Source organism: Caproiciproducens faecalis (assembly GCF_019448085.1).
Taxonomy (GTDB): domain Bacteria; phylum Bacillota; class Clostridia; order Oscillospirales; family Acutalibacteraceae; genus Caproiciproducens; species Caproiciproducens faecalis.
Genome location: NZ_JAGFNZ010000001.1, coordinates 186,587 through 210,902, shown reverse-complemented (window position 1 = coordinate 210,902; position 24,316 = coordinate 186,587). Strand labels below are relative to the sequence as shown.

General features: G+C 45.9%; 20 protein-coding genes. 8 read left to right on the top strand and 12 right to left on the bottom strand.

Annotated elements, in window-relative coordinates:
* Positions 1-45: 45 nt before the first annotated feature.
* The gene (locus tag J5W02_RS01005; RefSeq protein WP_255575500.1) at positions 46-1,872 is read right to left on the bottom strand and encodes an ABC-F family ATP-binding cassette domain-containing protein; all 1,827 of its coding nucleotides are present in this window, start codon (positions 1,870-1,872) and stop codon (positions 46-48) included.
* A gap of 282 nt (positions 1,873-2,154) precedes the next feature.
* Here J5W02_RS01005 and J5W02_RS01000 point away from each other — a divergent pair, with 282 nt between their 5' ends.
* Positions 2,155-3,321, top strand: a complete 1,167-nt coding sequence (locus J5W02_RS01000) for an AI-2E family transporter (RefSeq protein WP_219963790.1) — start codon at positions 2,155-2,157, stop codon at positions 3,319-3,321.
* 200 nt (positions 3,322-3,521) lie between these two features.
* A complete protein-coding gene (locus tag J5W02_RS00995; RefSeq protein ID WP_219963789.1) occupies positions 3,522-5,447 on the top strand; it encodes a methyl-accepting chemotaxis protein in 1,926 nt (641 codons plus the stop codon).
* Between the two features lie 47 nt (positions 5,448-5,494).
* Here J5W02_RS00995 and J5W02_RS00990 read toward each other — a convergent pair whose 3' ends face one another.
* The 4 genes from J5W02_RS00990 to pdxA form a co-directional block, all read right to left on the bottom strand.
* Complete coding sequence (locus J5W02_RS00990) at positions 5,495-6,103, bottom strand: class II aldolase/adducin family protein (RefSeq protein ID WP_219963788.1); 609 nt, start codon at positions 6,101-6,103, stop codon at positions 5,495-5,497.
* Between the two features lie 112 nt (positions 6,104-6,215).
* Complete coding sequence (locus J5W02_RS00985; protein ID WP_219963787.1) at positions 6,216-7,184, bottom strand: 2-keto-3-deoxygluconate permease; 969 nt, start codon at positions 7,182-7,184, stop codon at positions 6,216-6,218.
* 176 nt (positions 7,185-7,360) lie between these two features.
* A complete protein-coding gene (locus tag J5W02_RS00980; protein ID WP_219963786.1) occupies positions 7,361-8,713 on the bottom strand; it encodes a four-carbon acid sugar kinase family protein in 1,353 nt (450 codons plus the stop codon).
* Positions 8,714-8,741: 28 nt separating this feature from the next.
* Positions 8,742-9,764, bottom strand: coding sequence for a 4-hydroxythreonine-4-phosphate dehydrogenase PdxA (pdxA, locus tag J5W02_RS00975; RefSeq protein ID WP_219963785.1), 1,023 nt, complete (start codon positions 9,762-9,764; stop codon positions 8,742-8,744).
* Between the two features lie 173 nt (positions 9,765-9,937).
* Between pdxA and J5W02_RS00970 the strand changes: the two genes are divergently transcribed.
* Positions 9,938-11,701: a PrpR N-terminal domain-containing protein gene (locus J5W02_RS00970; protein WP_219963784.1), complete on the top strand. Its 1,764-nt coding sequence runs from the start codon at positions 9,938-9,940 to the stop codon at positions 11,699-11,701.
* Between the two features lie 318 nt (positions 11,702-12,019).
* On the opposite strand, the gene J5W02_RS00965 is transcribed toward J5W02_RS00970, so the two are convergent.
* Positions 12,020-12,760: a hypothetical protein gene (locus J5W02_RS00965; RefSeq protein ID WP_219963783.1), complete on the bottom strand. Its 741-nt coding sequence runs from the start codon at positions 12,758-12,760 to the stop codon at positions 12,020-12,022.
* Between the two features lie 175 nt (positions 12,761-12,935).
* Here J5W02_RS00965 and J5W02_RS00960 point away from each other — a divergent pair, with 175 nt between their 5' ends.
* Positions 12,936-13,853, top strand: a complete 918-nt coding sequence (locus tag J5W02_RS00960) for a prohibitin family protein (RefSeq protein ID WP_219963782.1) — start codon at positions 12,936-12,938, stop codon at positions 13,851-13,853.
* Positions 13,854-13,994: 141 nt separating this feature from the next.
* Here J5W02_RS00960 and J5W02_RS00955 read toward each other — a convergent pair whose 3' ends face one another.
* The 5 genes from J5W02_RS00955 to J5W02_RS00940 all read right to left on the bottom strand — a co-directional run bounded on the left by J5W02_RS00955 (position 13,995) and on the right by J5W02_RS00940 (position 17,795).
* Positions 13,995-14,276, bottom strand: coding sequence for a zinc-ribbon domain containing protein (locus tag J5W02_RS00955; protein WP_219963781.1), 282 nt, complete (start codon positions 14,274-14,276; stop codon positions 13,995-13,997).
* 215 nt (positions 14,277-14,491) lie between these two features.
* Positions 14,492-15,604, bottom strand: a complete 1,113-nt coding sequence (locus J5W02_RS00950) for an anti-sigma factor domain-containing protein (protein ID WP_219938575.1) — start codon at positions 15,602-15,604, stop codon at positions 14,492-14,494.
* Positions 15,601-16,332, bottom strand: coding sequence for a sigma factor (locus J5W02_RS00945; RefSeq protein WP_219938574.1), 732 nt, complete (start codon positions 16,330-16,332; stop codon positions 15,601-15,603). Before J5W02_RS00945 ends, J5W02_RS00950 begins: the two co-directional genes overlap by 4 nt.
* Before the next feature lie 97 nt (positions 16,333-16,429).
* A complete protein-coding gene (locus J5W02_RS14615) occupies positions 16,430-16,555 on the bottom strand; it encodes a hypothetical protein (protein ID WP_255575499.1) in 126 nt (41 codons plus the stop codon).
* 16 nt (positions 16,556-16,571) lie between these two features.
* A complete protein-coding gene (locus tag J5W02_RS00940; protein ID WP_219938573.1) occupies positions 16,572-17,795 on the bottom strand; it encodes a PucR family transcriptional regulator in 1,224 nt (407 codons plus the stop codon).
* A 216-nt stretch (positions 17,796-18,011) separates the two neighbouring features.
* Here J5W02_RS00940 and J5W02_RS00935 point away from each other — a divergent pair, with 216 nt between their 5' ends.
* Both J5W02_RS00935 and J5W02_RS00930 read left to right on the top strand, forming a co-directional pair.
* Positions 18,012-19,355 carry an FAD-dependent oxidoreductase gene (locus J5W02_RS00935; RefSeq protein ID WP_219938572.1) on the top strand — a complete coding sequence of 448 codons (1,344 nt, stop codon included), beginning with the start codon at positions 18,012-18,014 and terminating at the stop codon, positions 19,353-19,355.
* 33 nt (positions 19,356-19,388) lie between these two features.
* Positions 19,389-20,798 (top strand): SLC13 family permease, encoded by a 1,410-nt coding sequence (locus J5W02_RS00930; RefSeq protein ID WP_219938571.1) that lies wholly within the window; start codon positions 19,389-19,391, stop codon positions 20,796-20,798.
* Positions 20,799-20,909: 111 nt separating this feature from the next.
* On the opposite strand, the gene J5W02_RS00925 is transcribed toward J5W02_RS00930, so the two are convergent.
* Positions 20,910-21,881: a hypothetical protein gene (locus J5W02_RS00925; RefSeq protein ID WP_219938570.1), complete on the bottom strand. Its 972-nt coding sequence runs from the start codon at positions 21,879-21,881 to the stop codon at positions 20,910-20,912.
* Between the two features lie 284 nt (positions 21,882-22,165).
* Between J5W02_RS00925 and J5W02_RS00920 the strand changes: the two genes are divergently transcribed.
* The gene (locus J5W02_RS00920) at positions 22,166-22,903 is read left to right on the top strand and encodes a LytR/AlgR family response regulator transcription factor (RefSeq protein WP_219938569.1); all 738 of its coding nucleotides are present in this window, start codon (positions 22,166-22,168) and stop codon (positions 22,901-22,903) included.
* Positions 22,900-24,186 carry a sensor histidine kinase gene (locus tag J5W02_RS00915; RefSeq protein ID WP_219938568.1) on the top strand — a complete coding sequence of 429 codons (1,287 nt, stop codon included), beginning with the start codon at positions 22,900-22,902 and terminating at the stop codon, positions 24,184-24,186. Before J5W02_RS00920 ends, J5W02_RS00915 begins: the two co-directional genes overlap by 4 nt.
* Positions 24,187-24,316: the final 130 nt, after the last annotated feature.

The window sequence follows — 24,316 nt, the reverse complement described above, 5'->3', positions numbered from 1 at the left end:
TAGGGGCTGTTGCAAAATAAAAATTTTGCAACAGCCCTTTTTGATTTACGGTGATTCTTCACCGTTTTGCTCCGCAATCCGATCGGCCAGATCGTTCAGGTACACCCAGCGCTCGGTTTTGGCGTCAAGCTCGGCTTGTAGCGCTTCCTTTTCCGCAATCAGTTCCGGAAGTTTTACATAATTGCTGGCCTGCTCGGCCATTTCCCGCTCTTTGGCGGCGATTCTTTCTTCCAGCTCCGCAATGACCGCGTCAATTTCCCCGTATTCCCGCTGTTCCATAAAGGAAAACCTAAGTTTGGTCGGCTTTTCACGGTATGCCGGTTTCGGTTTGCTCTCTTTTGTTTTGGCGGGTTCCTCCGGCTCCGGCTTTCTGACCGCCAGATAGTCGGAATAACCGCCGGTATAATCGCGGATCTCTCCGCCTTCAAAAGCAAAAATATGCTCCGCAACCTTATCCAGAAAATACCGGTCATGCGACACCACAACAACGGCGCCGGAAAAATTCTGAAGATAGTCCTCCAGAATGGTAAGGGTCTGAATGTCCAGATCATTGGTCGGTTCATCGAAAAGCAGGACATTCGGCGCCTGCATCAGAACCCCAAGCAGATACAGTCTCCGGCGTTCGCCGCCTGAAAGGCGGCCGATAACGGAATACTGCAGATTGGCCCCGAAAAGGAATTTTTCCATCAGCTGGGAAGCGGTCAGCATTCCCTCCGGGGTCATGATCTCCGCAGAAATATTTTTAATGTAGTCGATTGCGCGCAGACCGGTATCCATCTCTTCACATTCCTGCGAAAAGAAACCCACGCGCACGGTCTCCCCAACAGTAACCGTCCCGTTATCCGGCAGAACCTGCCCGGTGATTATTTTCAGAAGCGTTGATTTTCCGCACCCGTTTGCGCCGATAATTCCAATACGGTCCCCGCGCAGCAGATTGTAGGAAAACCCTTTTATCAGCTGTCTGTCCCCGTAGTGTTTTTCGATTCCGTCTATTTCAATGATTTTCCTGCCGAGCCGCGAGCTCACGGAGCTCATCGTCAGCTTTTCCTGTTCCGATTTGACTTCCTGCGCGCTCAGTTGCTCAAACCGTTCCACGCGGAAGCGCTGTTTCGTACTGCGCGCCCGCGCGCCCCGCTGAATCCACTCCAGTTCTTTTTTGAGCAGGCTCTGGCGCTTGCGCTCGCTGGCGGCCTCCATACCTTCCCGCTCCGCTTTCAGTTCCAGGTATTTCGTATAGTTTGCCTGATAGTTGTAGAGATTCCCGTCCTGCAGCTCCACAATCCGGTTGGTAACACGGTCAAGAAAATACCGGTCATGCGTTACCATAATCATTGCTCCGTTGTAGCGGGCAAGATAGTTTTCCAGCCAGTCGACCATATCGTTGTCCATATGGTTGGTAGGCTCGTCCAGTACCAGCACATCCACCGTGGTGACCAGGGCGCTCGCAAGGGAAACGCGCTTCTTCTGCCCGCCGGAAAGCCGGCTGACGGGCGCGTCAAAATCCGTAATGCCAAGCCGGGTCAATATTGCTTTGCACTCAAACTCCTTTGATTCCCTCTGCTGCTGCGCAATCCCCTGCCTGACCTGTTCCAGTACCGTGATGCCGTCCGGAAAAACCGGGTTCTGCGGCAGATACCCGACACGAACCCCGCCGAATTTGCTGACCGTACCGCTGTCCGGGCTTTCCTGCCCCGCAATAATTTTCAGGAGGGTGCTCTTGCCGGTACCGTTTACTCCGATAATTCCGATTTTATCCCCTTCCTGAATTCCCAAAGAAACATCTTTGAGCAGGATTTTTTCGCTGTAGCTTTTTCTTATTTTTTCCGCAGATAACAATAGCACAATCTTATCCTCTGTTCCTGTATCAATCATCTGGAATGGTACCAGCTCCGCGAGCCGGCACCACCCATTGGCCATTTATCATAATATCTTAAATAATAACATAGATAGCTCCGAATGAAAACCGCGTAAGCCATAATCATCCTGTTAAATTTACCCGATTTCAGATATTACCGGAAAAATTGTGCTAAAATAAAAAGGAAAGCTTTCTGAAGCGGCCATTTTCTATTGATGCGGGTTATGGTATAATGCAGTTAAATGGGACATCCTGTCAGTTCGTACCACAGACCACCGGCAGGTTGGAAAGGAACAAAAATGGAACTCAACAAAAGCAATATGAAAAAAATCGCCCTGCTCATTGCGTTCAGCATTGCGCTTTATCTCGGGCTGAAAAATCTATACCGTTTTTCTGAACTGGCCGGGATTGTTGCCGGTATTTTTGAACCAATTCTGCTCGGCCTTGCCATCACCTTCATCCTCAATGTCCTGATGCGGCAGGTTGAAAGCCGTCTGCTCGCGCCCATTAACCGCCGCTACACCAAAAACTGGCCAAAAGTGCGGCGCTCAATCAGTATCCTGATTACTTTCCTGATCGTCATCGGAATTATCGCTTTGATTCTGCTGATTCTGATTCCGGAGCTTGTCCGCACGATTACCAGCCTGACCAACAATATTCCGAGCTTTTTTACAGAGCTTCAAAACAATCTGGTCTCAATGGAAAACAAATACCCGGCTGTAAGGGAATATGTCAGCAATATCCGGATCGACTGGACAAATATCAGTCAGATGCTGGCGCAGTACGGACAAAAGCTCGCCAATACGCTGGTGGGTTCCACCGTAACCGTCGCCGCAAACTTGTTCCATGCGCTGATTACGCTGGTGCTTGGTTTGGTCTTTTCCATTAACATTCTTGTCCAGAAAGAGAAGCTGGAGGCCCAGACAAAGCGTTTCCTGTTCGCGTATTTCCCCGTAAAACCGGCGGAAACCATCGTGCGGGTATGCAGCCTGACCAACCGCGCCTTTTCCAATTTCATTGCAGGTCAATGCACGGAGGCCTGCATTCTCGGTTCGCTCTGCTTTATCGGCATGCAGATTTTCCGTTTCCCCTACGCCCTGCTCGTATCTGTGATCGTGGCTTTTATGGCGCTGATTCCGATTTTCGGGGCGTTTTTAAGCACCTGTATCGGAGCCCTACTGATTCTGGTTGTCAACCCCATTCAGGCGGTCTGGTTCATCGTATTCTTCGTTGTCCTCCAGCAGCTGGAAGGCAATTTGATTTTCCCGCGTGTGGTCGGCTCCAAAGTCGGGCTGCCGGCGCTGTGGGTACTGGCAGCCGTCACCATTGGCGGCAACGCGTTCGGCCTTGTGGGGATGCTGGTCAACATTCCGCTCTGCGCTGTTATGTACACGTTGCTGCGTGAAAATGTAAATAAACGGCTGGAAGAGAAAAAGCTGAAACGTCAGCTGCCAAAGGAAGAGTAAATCAGCTTATCAAAAGGGGAAGCATTTGACAATGCTTCCCCTTTTGATATCAGCACAATCACGATATCAAAGAAATTCTCTTCCATGTTAATGTCAGGTTAATTCTTCCTTAAAATCAGGGGTAATCGCGTGTAGCAGCGGCAAAAAATGATATACTGAAACCGTTAAAAAATACTAAATAATGGGAAAGGTGTCATATTTTGCGTACTAGACAGACCACAATAAAAAATAAGCTTGTTCGGTTTACAGCACTCATTATTCTCTGCACGGTCAGCGTTCTGTGCCTGTTTTCGGTTTTCTTCATTGTCCGCTCCACGGAGCAGTCCCTGCAAAAAACGCTGAGTAAAACATCGAGCATCGTCTCTTCCGAAATCAGCGCACAGCTTAGGCAGTATGAAATTATGGCACAGTCGGTCGCAATGATTAAAAATACTGTCGGAGCAGATTACGGCGCCACCAGACAGTATATTAACAGTTTGGTTAAGGAAAACGGTCTGATAAAGGTGGATATCGTCAAGGAGAACGGTATTTCCACCCTGAACGGCAACGACTACCATGAAAATCAGGCCTTTTTACAGGCAACACATGGAGTCCCCTATCTAAGCGGCCCTGTCACGGAAGGCGGAGAAACACATTTCGACTATGCCTATCCCTCTGCGCCGCATGTCATTCTCATCAGAATCCCGTACAATTCACTGGGTGACGTTGCCGCCAAAGTGAAAGTAGGCAATCTTGGCAGTACATACATTCTCAATCATTCCGGCACAAAAGTGGTACAAAGCAATTCAGCCGCTGATGCAATGGAAAAAACCAGCAAATCCGATCCTGTTGTCGCCAAAATGGAAGCCAACATGGTTCAGGGAAAAACAGGATTTGCCCTTTACAAAAAGAACGGTCAGCAATATTTCGGCGCATACGCTCCCATTTCAGGAACGGACGGATGGTCCGTAAATGTTTCGGAAGCCCGCTCAGAGTTCATGTCCAGCGTACCCACTGCCATTTCCCTGATGATCGGCGTCGGATTTCTGTCTTTCTTCATTGCCCTCTTCTTTGCTTTTCGGATTGCCGGGGATATCACCAGGCCGGTGATGCAGGTAACGGAAGGCATTGAAAGAATATCCGGCGGAGGTCTGGACATCTGTCTCGAAGTGAAATCTCAGGATGAGACCGGCAGAATTGCGAATGCCCTCAACACGACGTCGGAGAGTCTCCGCCAAATAATCACAGATCTTTGTATGATTTTGAATGCGATTGCCCTTGGAGACCTGTCCCGCCAAAGCAGCGCCGCCTATCCCGGAGATTTCCATGAAATACGGACGGCAACAGAAGAAATTCTTTCCGGTCTGAACCGGACGCTTTCACAAATTCGCCTGGTCGCCATACAGGTGGACACCTCTGCGGCACAGACCTCTGAGATAGCTCAAGCCCTTGCTATGAACGCTTCAGAGGAAGTCTGCTCCATCGAAAAGTTTTCCGCATCCGTTGATGAAATTTCCGGCCATGCGAAGACAAGCGCCGTAAACGCCCGCCAGGCAAATTCCATGCTGTCCGGCATCGTGCAGGATATTCAGGATGGAAACCGAAAAATGGACCAGCTGGTTGCCGCTATGAAGGATATTTCCCAGACTTCACAGAAAATAGGGCTGATTGTCAAAACCATTGACGAAATCGCCTTTCAGACAAACATACTGGCTCTGAACGCCGCTGTGGAGGCGGCTCGTGCCGGGGTTTACGGCAAAGGCTTTGCCGTAGTAGCAGATGAAGTTCGCAATCTGGCGGGAAAAAGTACTCATGCCGTAGAAGATACGTCCGTGTTGATTGTCAATACCGTTTCCGCAATAGCACACGGCTCCGAAGCTGTGGATGAGGTGGGAAAATCCCTGCAGGTCATCGTGCAAAAATCGGAGACGCTTTTCGGACTTGTTAATGAGATTGCAGAGGCATCGGATGCACAGGCGGATTCTGTCGCGGAGACCACGGTGAGTATTTCACAAATCTCAGACGCGATTCAGAACATTTCCCTCATGGCGGAAAAAAGTGCCGCCGCGGGGGAAGAACTCTTCGGTCAGTCAAATACTCTGACCGACCTTTTATCCAGATTCCGCCTGAAGGAGAGCGCAGGATAGTGCGCCGGCAATGTGTAAAGAAAGCTCCCGATGAAAATCCGAGTCAGTTATTCACGGGGAAGGCCCCGCAGCTCCCAAGCGATTCGGCAGCTTTCCTCCAGTTCTTCCAGACCGTAAAAAGCGTCCATCATATTTTTTCCGCAGACAACCGGTCCGTGTTGTTTCAGTAGATAAGCGTCGCTCAGTTGCAGACGGTTCTGAAAGGCCCGGAACAATTCTGCAGTACCGGGCTTTTCATATGGGATTAATCCTACAGTCCCCACTTTCATCTTTAAATAGGGAGTATATTCCGGAACACAGTCGCTCTCGTTTTCCGCGGGATGAAAGCTCCACAGAACAGAATAAACGCTGTGTGTATGGAGAACAGCCCCGATATCTGCTGATTTCCGGTATAAAGAAAGATGCAAAGGAAACTCTATACTCGGTTTCAGGCGGGAAAGAGAATTTCCCTCCAGATCAACAACAGCAAAATCCGATTCTTTTAATATTCCAAAGCAAGTGCCGCTTGCCGTTATATAAATTTTGTCGTCACAGCGGAAGCTGAGGTTCGCACAGGATCCGCTGACCTTATTTCTGTTAAACAGGCTGTGCGCTACCCAGACCGCCTGCTGTTTTGCTTCATCCAACTGCATGACTATTTCTGTCACCCTATTCATATTAGATTTGTTATTACAAAACCTCCGGATTGATGCATTGTTCAGCATTAACCCAGAGGTTTTTATTTCATCGCGCAGTGGTCTAACCGTTATTTTGGCTATACCTAAAGGATTACGAAGCCTTTTCCGTCTTCTCAAGAGGGAACTGAGGACAACCGTATTTTTTTGCCCACCAGCCGACAATAAACGGCACAATAATGGCTGACAATACGGTCGATGCAGCAACTTGCACGGTTGCCGATGCAACCAACGGCTGTAACGCCACGTCCGCGGTGGCGATTACCGCCGGAACCGCGACGGCATTTCCCGCTGTTGTCGCAACTGCCCAACCAGCGTACCCGGGTCTTCTTCCTATGTACTTATCGCAGAGCACAATGAAGATACCGCCGACAAAGATGGTCAGGAAAGCGAGAAGAACACCGGAGGGTCCTCCCTTAATGACATCGATCAGGCTGATTCCGGCACCCAGTGAAAAACCGTTGAACGGAATCAGGGCATTCGATGCCGCTCCAAAGAAATTCTTGAATTCTTTATCTATATTTCCTAAAATCATACCGGCTAAAATCGGAATAATCGCAGCCACCAACGCCTTTACGGGAATATTGGCCAAGCCGCTGCAGCCTAAGGCAACCAGCGTTAAGAACGGCCCGTCATTGATTGCAAGAATCGGCATACAGGCACAGTCTTTCTCATCGCCGTATTCTGTCATAAGGGCGAAAAAGATAGAGCCGTTGCTGTTGGTAACTGCACAAATGATTGCTAAGCTGGAAAGTCCCAGGAAGCCGGCCGGACCGCAGAACTTACCCACCAGAATTCCCAGCGCGGCGCCTATTGCAAATTTGGAAAATAGAAGCAGTCCGCCTCTTTTCAGAACGACCGGCATTTCTTTCAGCTGCAATTTGGTACCCATGCAGAACAGGAGCATTCCCAGAGCGGTCGCGGAGCCTGCTTTTGAAAACAGCGCTGTGGTGATTCCGCCGATTTTCAGTGCTTCCGGGAAAAGAGTGTTCACAAGACAGCCTAAAATTAAAGGAACGACCATTAATCCAGCAGGTACTTTTTTCATGAATCTCATTATCATTACAATTCCTCCTCAGATGTTTCCGTGCAGACCACTATTCCGCACAAAAGATTCCTTTTTAACTGAAATACAAATTTGATCTTATGGCCAGCTTGAACAAATCTTACCTACCCTCCTCCATCGTGATACTGCCTTTTGGCATAGATATCCATCGGTCAAGCAATACAGCCTTTCTGCTATTTCTTGTCTGATGTTTCAAAAAACAAGCGGTTGACCGCTAACATCGCCGTATCGTCTTTTCCGATCATCCCACCCTTTCCAACAATAGAAGTTCCTTCAAGCGCTCCTCCAATTATCACGCCAAGATTGGTCTGCGGGATAACCGTATCGATCAGCCGGATTCCGGCCGCTCCGATTGCCTGCAAAACGGTAACAAGGGTATCACCGCCGGTCATATAAAGGCCGTTCAGCTGATCTTTCATCTCCGGCATACTGATGATGGCGTTTACAATTTTCCCCAGAGCCGCGTTGATATTTCCGGATGCTTCTCCTTTTTTCAGCCCCAGGCGTTCCTCTTCCTCTTTTAAAACCAGCTTTTTGCCGGATACCGCCGTTTCAAAAATTAAAACTTTGCAGCCTGCCTTTTCAGCGCATTCTTTTCCGCGCGAAATCGCACGCTCAATTTCTTCTTCAGCCCTTTGATCCTTCCGGATCAGCACAGAAGCATCGACGGATACACTTTCCGCACAGCTTTCACCGGAAAGCACACCGATCTGTTTACGGGTAACATCTGTGGCACTTCCGGCGACAACAATCACCTTTCCTGTACAGCTTTCCAAATCAATCAAATTCCCCGGCTGTTTGGGAACTCTTTCCGGATTTCCGAATCCGCGGCACAGGGCGAGCTGCTGCGAAAAAGCACCCGGGTCGACACATAAAACATTCCATCCGAGTTTATAAACTGCGTGTGCAATGGTATGCAGATGTTCCGTACTTAAAGCATCAATCACAATGATCTTGCCGCCCGCCGATCTCTTGGCGGATAATTCTTCTTCCAAAACATCCTGTCCCGCCAGCACGGTATTAATATTGATTTCTTCAACCTGATTGTTACTCTGACTGCGCATTAAGGTTGGAATGTGGGCCTGATTAACCGGTGAAAGGACATCCCTGGCCGCGCCCGTCTCCGTCAGGATAACCCCGTCAATGATTGAGTATCCCCCAACAACAACACGATGGGTGTCCGGCATCGCCGCCGCCATAACGGCAATGGTGTCTTCCGGCATCTCTTCCAGCAGTGCGTCCACTTCATACCCGATTCCGCCGCGAAAAGTGGTATCAATCCGCTTTGTAAAATACGCCGCGCCCTGAGCGATAAGCGCCCGATATGCTCTTTTCACGTTTTGCTTCGCCTGTTCGGGAGGCAGGTTTCTGCTGTTTGCGCTAATGATGACTGCTTCCTGTTTTTCAGCGCCTGCCAGATGATCGGGAGAAAAATAGGAGCATGCCTGAATACCGGCTTTTGCGAGCAACACGCCGCAGGTCATGGTGCCGGTCATATCATCAGTGATTAATCCCAGTTTTTTCATCAGATTTTCTCCTAATTCCATGTTTCTGTTATTTTTGATTTAACTCATTTCGCTTTTTGCAGTAATATGCCGCCGTTAAGACAGCCGAATCCATATTATCGCTGTTCACAATATTTTTTCCTGCAATATCATAAGCTGTTCCGTGGTCTACGGTACTGCGTACGAACGGATAACCAAATGTTAAGGAGACCGTCTTTTCAAAGTCATACGTCTTGCAGGCGATCAGCGCCTGATCGTGGTACAGGGAAAGAACACAGTCATAAAGGCCCTTTTTCTGCTGATAAAACACCGCGTCGGCGGGAATCGGCCCTACTACATTGATTCCTTCTTTTCGGCACTGTTCTACTGCGGGCTTCAAATAATCTTTTTCTTCGCTGCCGAATAAACCGTTGTCCGAAGCATGGGGGTTAACCGCCGCAAGAGCGATGCGGGGATTTTCATAACCGATGCTTTGCATGACATTTTGAACACTATGCAGGGATTTTACCAGTCCGGGCACATTGATGGCGTCCAGTGCATTGCGCAGCGACATATGCCTTGTATAATGAAAAACCTTTAATTCACGGCAATGGAACATCGAGGTGGAAACAATCTCAGGGAAAAAATGCTTGAGAATGGAGGTGTGGTTGGTTTGGGCAAAACCGGCTTTTTTCATCATCTCTTTATTGATTGGAGCGGTACATATTGCGTCTACCTGCCCGTTTTTACCTAATTCGATACTTTTTTCAAAAAAATGGTAGGCCCAAATCGCAGCGTCCGTGCTTGGTTCCCCATAAGTGAAGTTTCTTCCCGCTTCACAGGAAACCGGCAGGAAATCAATTGTTCCAAGCTCATATTTTCCTTCTTTAGGGTCTTTGACAAAATTGATCTTATCATTACATTTCTTTAAACGCATTGCACGCTTTAGCAATTCCTCGTCGCCAATCAGGACAGGCCGGACATTTTCAAAAACTTCCGCATTGCCAAAACAGCCAACACAAATTTCAGGGCCGATCCCGGCGGGGTCTCCCATTGTTATTGAAATGATTGGACGCTTATCTGTATACACCATAGATTCTCCTTCAATGTTTTAGTATATCTGCATTTTAAAGTCTTTCTTTTCATTTGGGTAGTGACAACCAGACAGTTATCTGTTACAATATGAAACGTTATATAAAATTACTAAAACATTCTTTAAAACTCTAAAAATATGTTTCAATATTGAACACTTGGAGGCGCAGCAATTTGCAGAAAATACTGTTCATCCTGCCCTATAAGGGAATTACGCAAGTTTTGCAGTCCGCTTTATCCTGTTTCTCCGGATTTGAAGCTGACCTTTGGCCGGACTACGAGAACCCGGTCAGCGGTGCGGCGTTTCTGTCAAAATCCCTAGAGGAATACCGTCTGATCGTAGCCCAGGGAGACGCTTACAACGATCTAAAAAGAACCTGTAACAAGCCGGTTGTGGAAATGCCCGTCTCGGACTACGATATTTTGGCAGCGGCAAAATTGGCGCACGGATACATGGGAAAAAGCATTCTGATGCTCCCATCCGATTTGTCAAAACGGGCGGAAAATATTTTAAATCTGGCGGGACTGAACGTAGGGACTTCTTCTTTGGGGAAGGAAGACGATGTCTGCAAAACCGCTGAAAAGCTCCACAGCGAAGGATATTCCCTTATCATTACCACGCCGGAAGAAAGCAGAATCTGCAATGAATGCGGGATTACAAACATTATGCTGACCACAAGCTATCAAACCTTAACGCAATGCCTTGGCACTGTGCAATCCATGCTGGAGTCACTGAACAAAGCGGAAAACAAGCTGACCCTCTTAGAGCACTACGTCCATATAACCGAAACAATCCATGTCGTATTCAGTAAAGACGGAAAACCGGTTGAAACGTTTAACTGCGCTGCAAACAGCTGCCTGGTTCAGATGGCACAAAACATGATTCCCACACTTCTTCAGGAAAAAGAAATCTCAAAGCTGAAGATGGTCGACAAGCAGCCGTACCTGTTCAAAGGGATTCTTTCAGAAATTGACGGTCAGCCTTTTCTTTTTTTTGAAATCAAACATTCTCTGGAAAACACAAAAACACATATTCCGGGAATTATGATTAAAAACACAAGTAACCTCAGCAAAGATTTTTTCAACATCTTTTATGATGACTTGTGCAATTTGCCGTTCAGGCAAAAGGTGAAAGCCTACAGTAATGCCAATGATCCCGTTGTCATCATCGGGGAATCGGGAACCGGAAAAAGCAGGTTAGCGGATTACATCTATGATAATTCCGAATACAGAAACAATTTACTGTATGTAGTGGACTGTAAACAGCTTGATAAATACGGAATCAATTATATGTTTCGCAATACCACCTCTCCGCTATATTCAACACATGTTACGCTTTATTTTAAAGAGCTGAACCTTACAAACAAAAAATACATTGACGAGCTTGTTGATTTTCTACAGCAGTCAGCCTGTTTACGCAACAATAAGGTTATTTTCTCAATTACCTGCAAAATTGCCGAATCTTTGGATAACCGCCTGTGCGAAATGCTGGTGAGCCGGCTGGGATCTTTTCCGCTGTATCTTGTCCCTTTGAGGGAAAGGATCAAAGATATTCCGAATTTGGCAACCCTTTACCTTAATGAAATGAACAAGGAATTAGGACAAAATATAGTAGGATTCGAACCGGAGGCTATGTCGTACCTGCAGGGATTTGACTGGTACGATAATGTCAAACAGTTTAAAAGAGTATTGAAACAGCTTTTTGTTTTAACACAGGGACTATATGTTACTACAAAGGATACTATTTCAATATTGCACGACGAAACTATTGGAAATAAAAAAGCAAAATACGAGCGGGATTCAGAGAAAATGCATACATTGCAGGAACTCACATTTGAAGCAGTACAGAAGGCTATGCTTGCAAATGGTATGAATCAAACCAAGGCTGCCAAACAGCTTGGAATCAGCCGTACAACACTCTGGCGTATCCTAAAATAAAACGGAATTGGACAAAAAAAATCCGCTCCTTACGGAGCGGTTGTTGAGAGGAGAGTATGAAAAAGTTATATATAAAGCCTTTCAGAAGGCACTTATTGTTTGTCTGCCACCTTTTTATGGTTCGGTATTCCGTCCATGCCCATCAGTGTGACAGTGTTTTTGTTTGATGTCTTTATTGTACCGGTCTTCTGTTAAAATACCATGAACGCGCTGTCAAGGTTATGTTAAATTTCAATTTATCCTCTATGGTCTTTGTGGACTGCGAGCGCACGAAGGAAAGGCGCATTGAATTGTTTCAATGCGCCTTTCCTATTTGGTTCAACCAATCTGCCGTACCTGCTTTTTTCTCGCGGATATCAGCTTTACCAGCGACCATATCAGCCACGCATGAAACAAAATGTCGATTATGTAGAAAGAAAAATCGTCAAGAGACAGATAAATAACGACAAATGTGTCCAGCAGCACCAGGACAAAAGTGGCTACAACGGGCCAAAATCTCTTCTTCGCAAGCAGATATAAAATCAGGTACACCGAAGTGAAAAACAGCGAAATTAAAATACCGGCAGCAAAAATAACCGTTGACGGAGTTTCAGCGGTCAGAGATAACGCGACCCCCAGAATAAGCTGCGGCACGGTAGCACTGTAAGGGAATGAAAAAGGGGCGTTTACAAAAATCAGAACCAGGTTGACATAGGTAAGCCCGACGAATGTCAGAAATGCGCCCATTCCCGCCTTGTCATTGGCAACCAGTGGATTCTGGGCTTCCGCGACAGCACGAAAAGCGGACAGCACATCTTCTTCCATCGGCGCACCCGTATCCAGATAAAAACCATCCTGTATAAGCCCAACCGGATGATTTTTCAAATCAAACCTGATGATGATCTGGCTTCCGTCCACTTCACAAGGGCAAAAAAATCCCACTTTTTTTACAATAAAGGGGGAATACAGCATTGGAATCCCGTCGATACGGAGCTTTGTCTTACCGGAAATCTTAAATCCTTCAAACACAATTTCATGTTCTGAACCATTTACGGAAAGGAACCATTGGTGCATCTGCAATCACTCTTTCTCCATTTTTCTTAAATTATACTGAATTCATAATATATTCACAAAGGTAATTCTTTCCAACCCCTGGGAAGTTAAAGATTATCCAAATTTTGGACATGGACTCCCCGGACCGGATTAAGGTAAAATGAAAAAAGAAATTATTTCGTTGATAAGGGGAAAAAGAGAAATGATCATTATTTTAATCGGAATCGTGTTAAGTTTAGCGGCTTTGGTACTGTTCTACATAAAAACCAGAGCAAAAATCGGGCTGCCCCATGTAATTCTTGCGGTAATTCCATTATTGCTCAGCGTTGCCGCCGCGAGCGTGGCGATTATTCCTGCCAACAGTGTGGGAGTTTCCTACAGCCCGTTCAACGGGGTAAGTGAAAACACATTGTCTGAAGGGGTTCATTTTAAGGGAGTTTTCGATAAAGTCTACCAGATCAACACGGAGGTCCAGACAAAAAAGCTTGAGAATATCTCCGGTCAAACAAAAGATGCACAGTATATTACGATGATTATAGATGTGAAATACAAGGTCGACCGCTCAAAGGCCTTTGAAGTATTCAAGCAATACAGGAACCTTGAAAATGTATCAACGAATCTGATTGCGCCGCTTGTTCAAAGAAGTATTGAATCTGTTTCAACAAACTACAACATTATGGAAGTTCTGGGCGAAAAGCGCAATAATTTATACAAGGAAGTCGAAACAGACCTGAAAGCACGGCTGGCGGAAAACGGGATTACGTTTGTTTCCATTAACTTTGATGACACGGATGCCGGAAATGTCATAGAAAAAGCGATTCAGGATGAAGCGGTCGCCAAAAAGGCCGTAGAGACGGCCGAGCAGGAAAAACTGAAGGCTGAGGTGGAAGCCCAAAAGCGCGTGGTGGAAGCTCAGGCCAACAAGGATAAGGCCAAAATTGAAGCGGAGACAAAGCTGATTCAGGCGCAGGCTGAGGCCGATTCCAACAAAATCATCTCCCAGTCAATCACCCCCGAGCTATTGAAAAGAATGGAAATGGAAGCAAGACAGAAGTTCGGCTGGGTTACTGTGCAGGGCGGCTCCGTGATTGCCAGTACACCGCAGAATCAGGACAAATAAACTCTTTAAACAAAATCAAAATCCGCAAAATAAAAGAGCACTCTGTGAGTGCTCTTTTATTTATAGAAATCAGGAACGTTTTCTCGCCTGACTGCAAAAAAAGTGTGCCTCCAAAGAGGCACACTTAAAACCTTATTTATATTATCTTCTGTTTGCAAAGCAATCGCTGCAATACACAGGACGATCTTCACGAGGTTTAAAAGGGACTCTGCAAGTTTTTCCACAAGATGCGCAGGTAGCTTCGAACATCTCACGGTTACCGCCATTTGAATTTCCTTTTGCGTTTTTGCGCGCATCACGGCAAGCTTTGCATCTTTGCGGCTCATTTGTAAAACCTTTGGATGCATAAAATTCCTGTTCACTTGCAGTAAATTCGAATTCGGCCCCGCAGTCTTTGCAAATCAATGTTTTGTCTTCGTACATGTGAGTAAATTACCTCAATTTCTAAATATATGCCTACAAGGTAAGCATTATGATAATTATAGATTATTTTATGCAGAATGTCAAATAGAAATTTTAAAAATTGCGGCAAGCAGTAATATGAGGATTTACCCTCATATAATATTCATCCCTTACTGCACAGAAGCCAGATTAGCACAGTACAGAAAGGGATGATACAGAGTGACTATGTAGATATCTTATTTTTTGCTGTTTCCATTTTTACTCTTACTGTTTCCTTTTTCGGATGCATTGGTATTGGCGTTGGAATTGCCGCTCCCGCCCGACTGGCCGCTTTTATCTGTATCTACATCGCTGTTTTTCTTTACAGACGTGTCTGAACTGCTATTTTTATTCTCAGAGACTTTGGATTCATTCTTAGCATTCGGCAAAGCACTGGAACCATGGGGCGCTTTACTGCTTGGCCTACTTTCGGCCGCCGGATTTCCCGCTGGTTTTTTTGATGAAATTTTGCTTTCAGCAGAGCTGCTCTGAGCCTGTGATTCCGCTTCTGCTTCAAAGCTGACTACCCCTTCAGCACTTGACGAACTGCTCGAATCCACCGGATCTTCACTGGAACCATCTGTTGATTTTGATTCCTGCCTTGCGGTTTTTATGGCTTTCATAATATCCTTTACCGGTTTTTTCAGCCATTCTTCCACACTGATATCTTCGTTTCCGGCACTTTTCTGCAGCTTTTGTACTAAATTAAGCTTTCCTGGAGTTGTACCGAGCTTTTGCGCCTCCAACACCCGTTCACGGCCCACGCTGATTGCTTCCACTTCTACGGGAGCACCGGAATCTTTTGTTGCCTCAATTGCAACATTCTGCAAATCCTCCGCTAATTCCTCGGAGGTTTGTGCGTTGTCGCTCGAGGTGGAAATAATAATACCACCGGAATCTTTGAAATAGCCTTCCGACTGAATCTGATCTACCGTACTTTTAATCGCATCGTCAATGGTTTGATTATTCAGATCCAGATTGCTTATAATGTCCGCTCCGTCATTATTAACGGCTTGTACACTTAAAACCCTGTCAAACCTGTTCACTGAATACTCGATAGACGGATTTACGTCAAGACTGACATAGCAAGATGGTGTGTAATAAGCCCACGCAGTCACACCGCTCAGCACAAGCAAAACCGCAATGGATGCTGCCACAGCCGCTGTTTTCACCGAAAAATGAAGGGTGCTCTTTTTCAAATCAATCACCTGTCCAATCGTATAATTCCTGTTTTTAACATTCATTACGCAACCATCATCCGTCAGAACAGCAGCGAAATTTTTCCTGATTTCAACAACACATGCTTTCATTTGTGCAGCTCCTCTCGAATGAATCGCATATACTCAGCGAGGAAGGGATAATCACCGGTCATTATCTCTGCCGCCGCTATAATATATTTTCGGTGACGTTCTAATATTTTTCGGGGTATGTCCGTATTATTTTGAATCAATTTCAGCGGAAGCATTCTGTTTTTTCTCATTTCATTCAGAAGAATGGGATTTCGAATTATGTATACGACCGCTTTTGCACAGGCCTTTTTCGTCTTTTGCGCTTTGGGCGAGCACTCACTCAAGTCAAAAAATGAGAAGTCATAGGAAGCAAACACCTGATTAACCGACTCGATTTCTATTTTCAAGGAATTTTCAGCGCCGCTTTGAACCGAATGGTATATGGCTTTTTTGACCTCAATATTCAGGCCGTCCGCGTTTTCCTGTTCATCCAGTTCAGAGTCTAAAACAGATGGGTTAACAGAGGCTTCCACATGATATTTTGACTGCGACCGAAAATAATCAATTAACCTTCTGCGTATCACCAGTTTCGCAAACTGCGGAAAGCTTCCTTTGTCAATAGAATACTCCTTAACTGATTCTGAGAATGCAAAATAAGCTACCGACCATTCATCATCACTTTTTGTTATATATTGATGAGTTGCGGAATATGCACACTTTAATATAAACGGCTCGCTTTCCAGAAGAAACTCGTCCATTGATTGTGCGTCCTTGGCAGCCCGAACCGCTTTACGATCAAAGTCTTCCAATTCATTACACCCTCCAAGCATATGTGAGCTTATATGTCACTGACATTAATTTCCTCACTATGTTATTTCGTTATTGTATAACATTGCCTGCGGCTTTTCAATACTCCGGCGGAAACATATAGAAGGAGAGCGCAGCGCTACAATTCACGGCAATAGGGTCGTCGTCCAGCCTCTTGCGCCCCTGTGGCCCAAACGGCCTGCCGTCGCAGGGCTTCTGTGACATCCCCGCCAAATGTGATTCATGTCAGCTGAATTTCCATGATATAAATAGAAACCTGCAAAAAAAGCAGTTGAGAGGGATCCTTCCAATCAATGTGGAAGAGTATCTGCATGCGGTTTAAACGATAGGTAAGGGTTGTTTTATGAATATAGAGCTTATCCGCTGTTTGTGACACGTTTTGATTGCAATCAAAATATGTTTTGATCGTATGGTAAAACTGAGTGGAATTTTTCTCATCATACTCAATCATGGAAAGGATCGCATCCGCCACATATTGTTTCAGATTGCCGGTTGGCGGATGGACATCCGTCATTAAGTCATAAAGCTTACAGTCATCATAATTTTGAACCGGATTTTGCATTCCCCAGCGTTTTGCAAACAAAACAGCCCGTGACGCTCCTTCAAAATAGCGATGGACATAGAAAAGATCGTTGAATTCACTGCTGATTCCAAAATATACGGCATTTTTGTATGCAAGCTCAAGAATCTCCTTTTCGGAAGAAAGCGGCCCGTCTCCTTTGGTGATATCTACAAGCAAGGCAATACTGCCATCATATCGTGCCGTTGCCACATAATCTTTTCTGGATTCAAGGCATCCGACTATTTTTTGATACATGTCTGCGGTAATATTTCCACTGCGCGAATCAATTCGGCAGATTTTCATTCTGGAGGGCAGATACAACGTGGTGGAAACCTGAAGGCGCAACTCATATTCCGTGCGTCTGGACAGCTTTTGAGTAAGAAGATCCTGCAGCAACTTTGTCCAGGCGTGATCCGGCAGCGGAAAAGCCTTTGCCTTTTGTATTCTGAGTGCAAGAGCATAAACCTGTGCAATCATCATTGCAAGCGGTTCATCCACTTCCGTCAGCAGCCGGTTTTTTTCTAAAATTGTAAGATGTCCCTGATAAAACCCTTCCCAATAAGCCCGCACGATCATACGCCGCTGCCCCGCGGCCGGAGAATCCAAAATATACGGCTGAAGCCGTACGCTGTCAATTGCTTCCGTCACACAGCGCGCATATTCCATAAAAGAAGTGCCTTCGCGGCTTTTAATGCGTTGCACAAGATCATTTTTCGGTGCATTTTCACTGACAGCAACAACATTCCAATCCGCATCCATCAGGAACACAGGATTGCCTAAATAGCGTGATGACAGGTTTGCAAGCTCTGCCATCATGTCTTTTTTTTGCAGTGATTCGTACAATTCGAGCTTAATTTGGTCATTATTTACAAATTCAGGCATCTTGTTTTCACCTTATCCTTTATTTATAGGATACAAAACTGAATCTTTTCTCAGAGTTTAGCATAGTAAAACAAAATTTGCAATGATATAATAGGAACATAGGACAAAATGTTCCATAATTATGAGGATATTTTATATATTTTGAACACAATAACTAAATTTTAAATAAGCTATATTCATCCATTCACAGAATATAGCTTGGGGAGGTTTGACTTTATGAAAACAGTACTCGAGCCGCAGGCTCAAATTCCAGTATTTGACGAGGCTGACGTATTAGTCGTAGGAGGTGGTCCTGCAGGCAGCGCCGCTGCCATTTCGGCTGCAAGAAACGGTGCGAAAGTAATTTTGCTGGAAAGATACGGTTTTTTGGGCGGTCTTGTTACCGGCGGTCAGGTCTGTATGATTCCAAATCTTGACAACGGTACCGGCGACAAGGTTTTGGGAATCCAAAAAGAATGGATGACGCGTCTTGGGAAATACCCGGACGCTGTATTCGGACCCAAGGATCGCGAAGCAGGCAGCACCAATTCGGAACTGGTTAAAAAATGGTCCAATTATTTTGGCGCCGTGTGGAACAACAAAGTAATGTATACCACTTTTATTGACCCGGAGCTGATGAAAATCGTCTTAAACGACATGGTAGAAGAAGCAAAGGTCACCGTTTACTTCCACTGCTGGGCGGCTAAAGCATTTATGGACGACGGAAAACTGAAAGGTGTCTTTTTTGAAAGTAAAGAAGGACGAAAAGCCGTTTTGGCCAAAGTAGTCATTGACGCGACCGGCGAAGGAGATATTTTTGCCTCCGCGGGCGCCGAGTTTGACAATAGCATAGATCCTACGATCCGTAATTCCAATATGGCGGAATGTTTCCGCCTTGCCGACACAGACTATGCAAAATACGCAGCCTACAAAGTCGCATTTCCGGAAGAGTGCGCCCAGAAGCTGCAGCGCTTAAATGAAGTGGCGGGATACAAACTGCTGCCTATTCCCTCCAACCGCAACGACAACATGTGGGTAAACAACTGGATTCCGGAAAAAAACAGTATGAAGATTAAAGACCTTACCTATGTGGAAATGAAGATTAAAAAGGCCATCCCAGATGTTGTCCGCTATTTGCGGAAAGAACTGCCGGGTTTTGAAGACTGTTACCTGATGGATATTGCATCCATTGTCGGCTGCCGCTACTCCAGAAGACTGAAAGGACAATATCAAATTACATTTGACGACTTAAAGCAGGGAAAGACATTTTCAGATGCGGTTGCTGTCACTCCGGCAATGCACAGCTTTAACAAACCGGACGGTGAATCCGCCCTCAGCATTCCGTTCAGAGCTCTGGTTCCTGAAAAGCTGGACAATCTTCTTGCGGCAGGACGATGCCTGAGTGCGGATGTCCGCGCTCATAACTGGCTGAATTTAATTCCGCACAGCGTAGCAACAGGAGAAGCTTCCGGCGCCGCTGCTTATCTTGCGGTTCAGTCCGGCAAACAGCCCCGCGACATTGACGTTGTTAAGCTGCAGGAAATTCTGAGAAATCAAGGAGTATACCTTCCGAAAATTTAATAAGCTTGAGACGCTAAAATAGAGGGAGTGTTCATGTTGAAAAAAACAGATGCTAAGCGAGTGTTAGGCGCTGTTCTGGGCATTGTGATTGCCGTTGTTTTCGTCTGCCTGCCAGTTCCTAAAGGTTTGACCCATCCGGCAATGGTCGCACTTGGAATTACTCTTTGGGCAATTACCTATTGGATTTTTCAGGTCTTCAGTATTTTTATTACTTCTATGCTGATGTGCGCACTGTTCGCGCTGACAGGGGTTGTCCCGTTTACTCATGCGTACTCCGGTTTTTCCAGTTCTACCTGGTGGTTTATGCTGGCCGCGCTTGGCATGAGTCTGGCGCTTACCAAGACCGGTTTGATGAAACGTTTTGCTTACTCCATCATGAAGCTGTTTTCGCCTACTTACAAAGGACAAGTTCTGGGGCTGATTGTCTCGGGAATCATCATCAATCCTTTTATTCCCAGTGCAACCGCCAAGCTTTGCATGGGAATCCCCATTGCTGAAAGCGTAGGCGAGGCTATGGGCTACGAGAAAAAGAGCAACGGAATGCACGGCCTCTTCCTTGCTGTGGTCACAGGGTTTATGCTGATGAGTGTTTGCTTTATCAGCGCGAACTTTTTCGGTTACATAGCATTTGGTTTACTTCCGGCCCAAACACAGGCTCAATTCAGCTGGATTAAGTGGTTCATCAGCATGCTGCCCTGGGGAATTGTGGTCGCAGTGGGCTGCCTGATTAGTATTTGGGTTCTGTATCGGCCAAAAGAAGAAAAGCACTTTTCTAAAGACTATGTGAATCAGGAACTGGCCGGCATGGGCCCCATGACCATGAATGAAAAACTGACTCTTGGGGTGTTTCTGATTGCCGTTGTCCTGTGGGCATTACAGAAAGTCATTAACGTTGACAGCACCGTTGTTGCCGTGTTGGCCCTTCTCATATTCCTGATTACCAATGTAATTGACGTTTCTGATTTTAAAACAAAAATCCCCTGGGATATGCTGTTTATGGTAGGAAGTATGATTAGTTTTGGCAGCGTCCTTAACGAACTCAAAATCCAAACCTACATCAGCAAACAGTTAGCGCCATACATCGGCCTGTTCACCGGAAATCCATTCATATTTATTACAGTAGTAGCAATTGCCATTTACCTGATACGGTTTATTTATGTAGACCAGGTTTCCAGCATTACCATATTTGTGGTTCTGCTGATCCCGTTTGCTCAGGCAATGAGCATCAGTCCCTGGGTTTGTGCTATGGTTGTCTTCACATCCATCCTGACCTGGAATGTAATTTATCAAAACGGTCTGTTTCTCATCGGCTATTCTGCCGGCGGCGGGGAAGAAAACATTTCCTTCCCCGCAATCAGCAAGCTGTCTTATATTTACATGGCTTTGAATATTCTGGGGTTCTGGGCCTGTATTCCTTTCTGGCATCTGCTCGGCATTCTCTGAGCAAAATTCCAAAAACTAGGTATAGACTAAAGTGGGAGCAGGGACGTATTTCGACGTCCCTGCTCCCATTATTGATTCAAAAACCAGCTCAAAGACCCACTCAGTGATTTGCTAACTGCCGGATTGTTCTTCACTGGACTGCTGGCCGCCGGATTGTCCTCCGGACTCTTTTTGAGTCGCCTTTTCCAAAGCTTGAATGTTTGAAAACTCAACTTTCCCTTTTATAGCAATTAATGGCTGCTTTCTTTCTTTAATCACCTTTTCAAGTTCATTGATAGATAAGTCAAGTTTGGTTGCGTTATCCTGCTGATCTTTGCTTAAGCTATTTCTATACACGGCCCAGACGGATTTTAGACTGCTCATATCCGAATCGGCCTGAGTCCAGTTGGCACTTGACGCGTTCAGAATGGCGCTTCTGGAATAATACCGGACCCGCTTTATCTCCGGTGAGAGCTTTGACTTGAAAAGCAAATATAAATCCGGTATATAGACATAAAGTTGATTTGCAGCTATCAACGTTTTCATCTTATTCTTACTGACAACCGTGCTGGACAGATCGTTTAGTCTATTGCCGAAATTATTTACCAAATCGTTATTGGCCCCTTTTTTAATCGCTACAGGCATTAGATTATTCCATTGATAGTGCATTTTATCTACAATTGCAGGAATTTTTTCTATTGGATCTTGTTGGCTAGAACTTGACGGCTGGCTCTGCTGCTGTCCCTGCCCCTGCTGCGAGCTTTGACTCCCTGGCTGGCTTTGATCGCTCTGTCCAGACTGTGCACCCCCGCCAGACTGCGCATCATCTCCGGACTGCGCACCTTCGCCGGACTGCGTGCTTTGACCGGCCTGCTGCATTGGTTTTGTCTGAATGGACGGCCCATCCAGAGTTTGCTCGATCATTTCAATATTATTTTCAAGCTCGGTTAAATCTGAAGGAACTTCTTCCGACTCCGAACCGGATTTAGAAGACTCCGCTTCAGAAGACTGCTGAGAGCTTTTACTGCTGCACGCAGTAAGCAGAACAAGTATGAATACAAGTAATATGGATAAAATTTTTTTGCATTTTATTTTATTTTTCATATGAGATTAAATATCCTCCATAATAATTCCTTATTTTATTCCTATTATCTCTTGTTGCTTTGATTTCATACTGAAAGGTTATTTGAGGGAAAAATAGCTATAAGCTGTTTTGCGGCAGCCTCTTGCTTGCTGTTCGATCGTAAGTTGATCCCGCCTGCATATATAGAACGATAGACTTGCAGCTTTCGACATGATATAATGGTTTCAAAGACTATTGATAATGCTTACGGCGTTCGTTCTTGCATAAATTAAGACGGATATGCCGCTTTGCAGGAGGTGCGACAATGCTGCAAATCGCCATTTGTGACGACAAGCCGAGAGAGTTGGAAATTATCAGCGCATACATAACCGAGTACCTTGCTGCCCACACATTGGAAGCAGAGGTAAAAAAATTTTCTCACTCTGACAAATTGCTGACCGCCATTGGAACCGAGAGCTTTCATCTTTACATAATGGATATTGTCATGCCCATGGTCAGCGGCATTGAACTTGGCAAAGAAATTCGCCGCCTTGACCGCGAGGCTCAAATTATTTATGCCACCGCCGAGCCTCAATTTGCTTTACAGGCCTATGCCGCAAGCCCCGTCAACTATTTGATTAAGCCGATCGATAAACAGCAGCTGTTCGACACACTCACTTTTGCCATCTCGAAAACAGACTTGTCCGAAGAGCAGACCGTTACGATTAAAACCACTGACGGTCTTCGGGTATTAAGGCTGTCAGATATTCTTTGCTGCGAATACCGCAGCCATGCTGTCATCTTCACCCTGACAAACGGCGAGGAGATCATCAGCCGTACCATTCGGGAAAGTTTTGCGGAATACAGCATGCCCGTTTTAAAGGATGCTCACTTTTTACAATGTCACACCTCGTACCTCATTAATATGCGGCGGGTAGAGCGTTTTGCCAAGGACAGCTTTACGCTGTGCGGCGGCAAAACGGTCCCCATTGCGGCAAAGCAATACCCCGCAGTGCGGGATGCCTATATGAACTACCTGATGCCTAAGGAGGGACAGCGATGATCCAGCTTCTTCCCGACCTGGTGCGGGCGGCGGTCTCTACCACCGCCAATGTCCTGCTGATGATGACGCTTTTGCAGCCGAAGTACTCAAAAAAGATTACACGGCTGACCATGCTCGGCGTTCTCGCCGCCGACTTGGGCACGGCGATTTTCTGTTACCTCAGCGGGAACCTGACCCTGCTTTCAAAGCTTGACATTGTTTTGTTTGCGGTGCTGTGTTTCGTTGTGCGGCCGCTGTTTAAAGACACTTTTATGCAGTGGCTGTTTTCCTACCTCACCGTCCAGAACATCAGCGACGCCGTGATTGTCCTCAGCTTTATCGGCTCAAGGAAATTGCCGTTTCCCGTCTACGCAAACTCGCTGCTGCGCGTGATCCTGTTCGGCGCATTTCTGCTGGTCCTGTCGCGCTATGTGCGCCCGCTGTATCGGCAGGCAGTGAAGCATTGGACGGCGTATTTCGCTGTGGCGCTGGGCATTTACATTACATTTAATTACTATGTTCTTTCCTCGGATGACATTGTTGTCACCCTGACCGAACAGGCTGTTCCGCTGCTTTTAGTGATTTTTATCGGACTTGCGGCCTACTGCTCTATTTTTCTGTCCATCAAATATCTTCAGCAAGAGTATCAGGTGAAAGAAGAGAATCAAAAAATGCAGGCGGAGCGGGAATATCTGCAATTAGCCGCCGGCAATATGGCAGAACGGCTTACACTGATGGAGGAGGTGTCGGCGCAGAACAGCCTTGCCGCCCATGACCGCCGCCATTTCAACAATATGCTTTTAGAGCTTTTGGAGAAAGGGGAAAGCCGTGAGGCTGTCGCCCTTCTGAAAAAACAGGATCAGACGGCACCCAAGATTGGCAAGGTTTATTGTGAAAATCCTGTTGTCAATGCCGCTGTCTGCCATTATGCAGAGCTTGCAGAGCAGTCGGGCATTCCCACAGTGATTGAGCTGGATGTTCCAAACGACCTTCCGGTGGATTCGCTGGAGCTTTCCATGGTGGCGTCAAATCTTTTGGAAAATGCCATTGTGGCGTGCTTAAAACAATCGGGCAGCAAACCGTTATATATCAATTTTATTTGCCGCTATGTGGGAAGGCTGCTTTTAGAAATGGACAATCCATGTACAGAGGATACTGCCCTTGACGAAAACGGCTGTCCCGTCACCCATGAAGAGGGTCACGGCTTAGGCAGCAAAAGCGTCATCACCTTTGCAAAGAAATATGACGGCGAGCTAATCTATTCCATTGAAAAGGGTATTTTTCGGGTTCGTCTGCTGGCGTGAGAACAGATAAATCCGTTGAATCAAAAGCAAATTTTAAGTGAATATAAGTTTTTAAGTGTAAAAATGAGTCTTTTAAGTGCAAAGGCTCATTTTTTTATTTTTATATGGTATTTTCTGGTAAAATCCAATA

Coding starts and splice junctions, on each gene's coding strand:
- J5W02_RS00980 (WP_219963786.1), bottom strand. CDS start 8,713: ATGAAAAAACTGGGATTAATCACTGATGATATGACCGGCACCATGACC.
- J5W02_RS00960 (WP_219963782.1), top strand. CDS start 12,936: ATGATCATTATTTTAATCGGAATCGTGTTAAGTTTAGCGGCTTTGGTA.
- J5W02_RS00935 (WP_219938572.1), top strand. CDS start 18,012: ATGAAAACAGTACTCGAGCCGCAGGCTCAAATTCCAGTATTTGACGAG.
- J5W02_RS14615 (WP_255575499.1), bottom strand. CDS start 16,555: ATGTCACAGAAGCCCTGCGACGGCAGGCCGTTTGGGCCACAGGGGCGC.
- J5W02_RS00950 (WP_219938575.1), bottom strand. CDS start 15,604: ATGAAAGCATGTGTTGTTGAAATCAGGAAAAATTTCGCTGCTGTTCTG.
- pdxA (WP_219963785.1), bottom strand. CDS start 9,764: ATGGTGTATACAGATAAGCGTCCAATCATTTCAATAACAATGGGAGAC.
- J5W02_RS00915 (WP_219938568.1), top strand. CDS start 22,900: ATGATCCAGCTTCTTCCCGACCTGGTGCGGGCGGCGGTCTCTACCACC.
- J5W02_RS00955 (WP_219963781.1), bottom strand. CDS start 14,276: ATGTACGAAGACAAAACATTGATTTGCAAAGACTGCGGGGCCGAATTC.
- J5W02_RS00925 (WP_219938570.1), bottom strand. CDS start 21,881: ATGAAAAATAAAATAAAATGCAAAAAAATTTTATCCATATTACTTGTA.
- J5W02_RS01000 (WP_219963790.1), top strand. CDS start 2,155: ATGGAACTCAACAAAAGCAATATGAAAAAAATCGCCCTGCTCATTGCG.
- J5W02_RS00940 (WP_219938573.1), bottom strand. CDS start 17,795: ATGCCTGAATTTGTAAATAATGACCAAATTAAGCTCGAATTGTACGAA.
- J5W02_RS00985 (WP_219963787.1), bottom strand. CDS start 7,184: ATGATAATGAGATTCATGAAAAAAGTACCTGCTGGATTAATGGTCGTT.
- J5W02_RS01005 (WP_255575500.1), bottom strand. CDS start 1,872: ATGATTGATACAGGAACAGAGGATAAGATTGTGCTATTGTTATCTGCG.
- J5W02_RS00920 (WP_219938569.1), top strand. CDS start 22,166: ATGCTGCAAATCGCCATTTGTGACGACAAGCCGAGAGAGTTGGAAATT.
- J5W02_RS00990 (WP_219963788.1), bottom strand. CDS start 6,103: ATGAATAGGGTGACAGAAATAGTCATGCAGTTGGATGAAGCAAAACAG.
- J5W02_RS00930 (WP_219938571.1), top strand. CDS start 19,389: ATGTTGAAAAAAACAGATGCTAAGCGAGTGTTAGGCGCTGTTCTGGGC.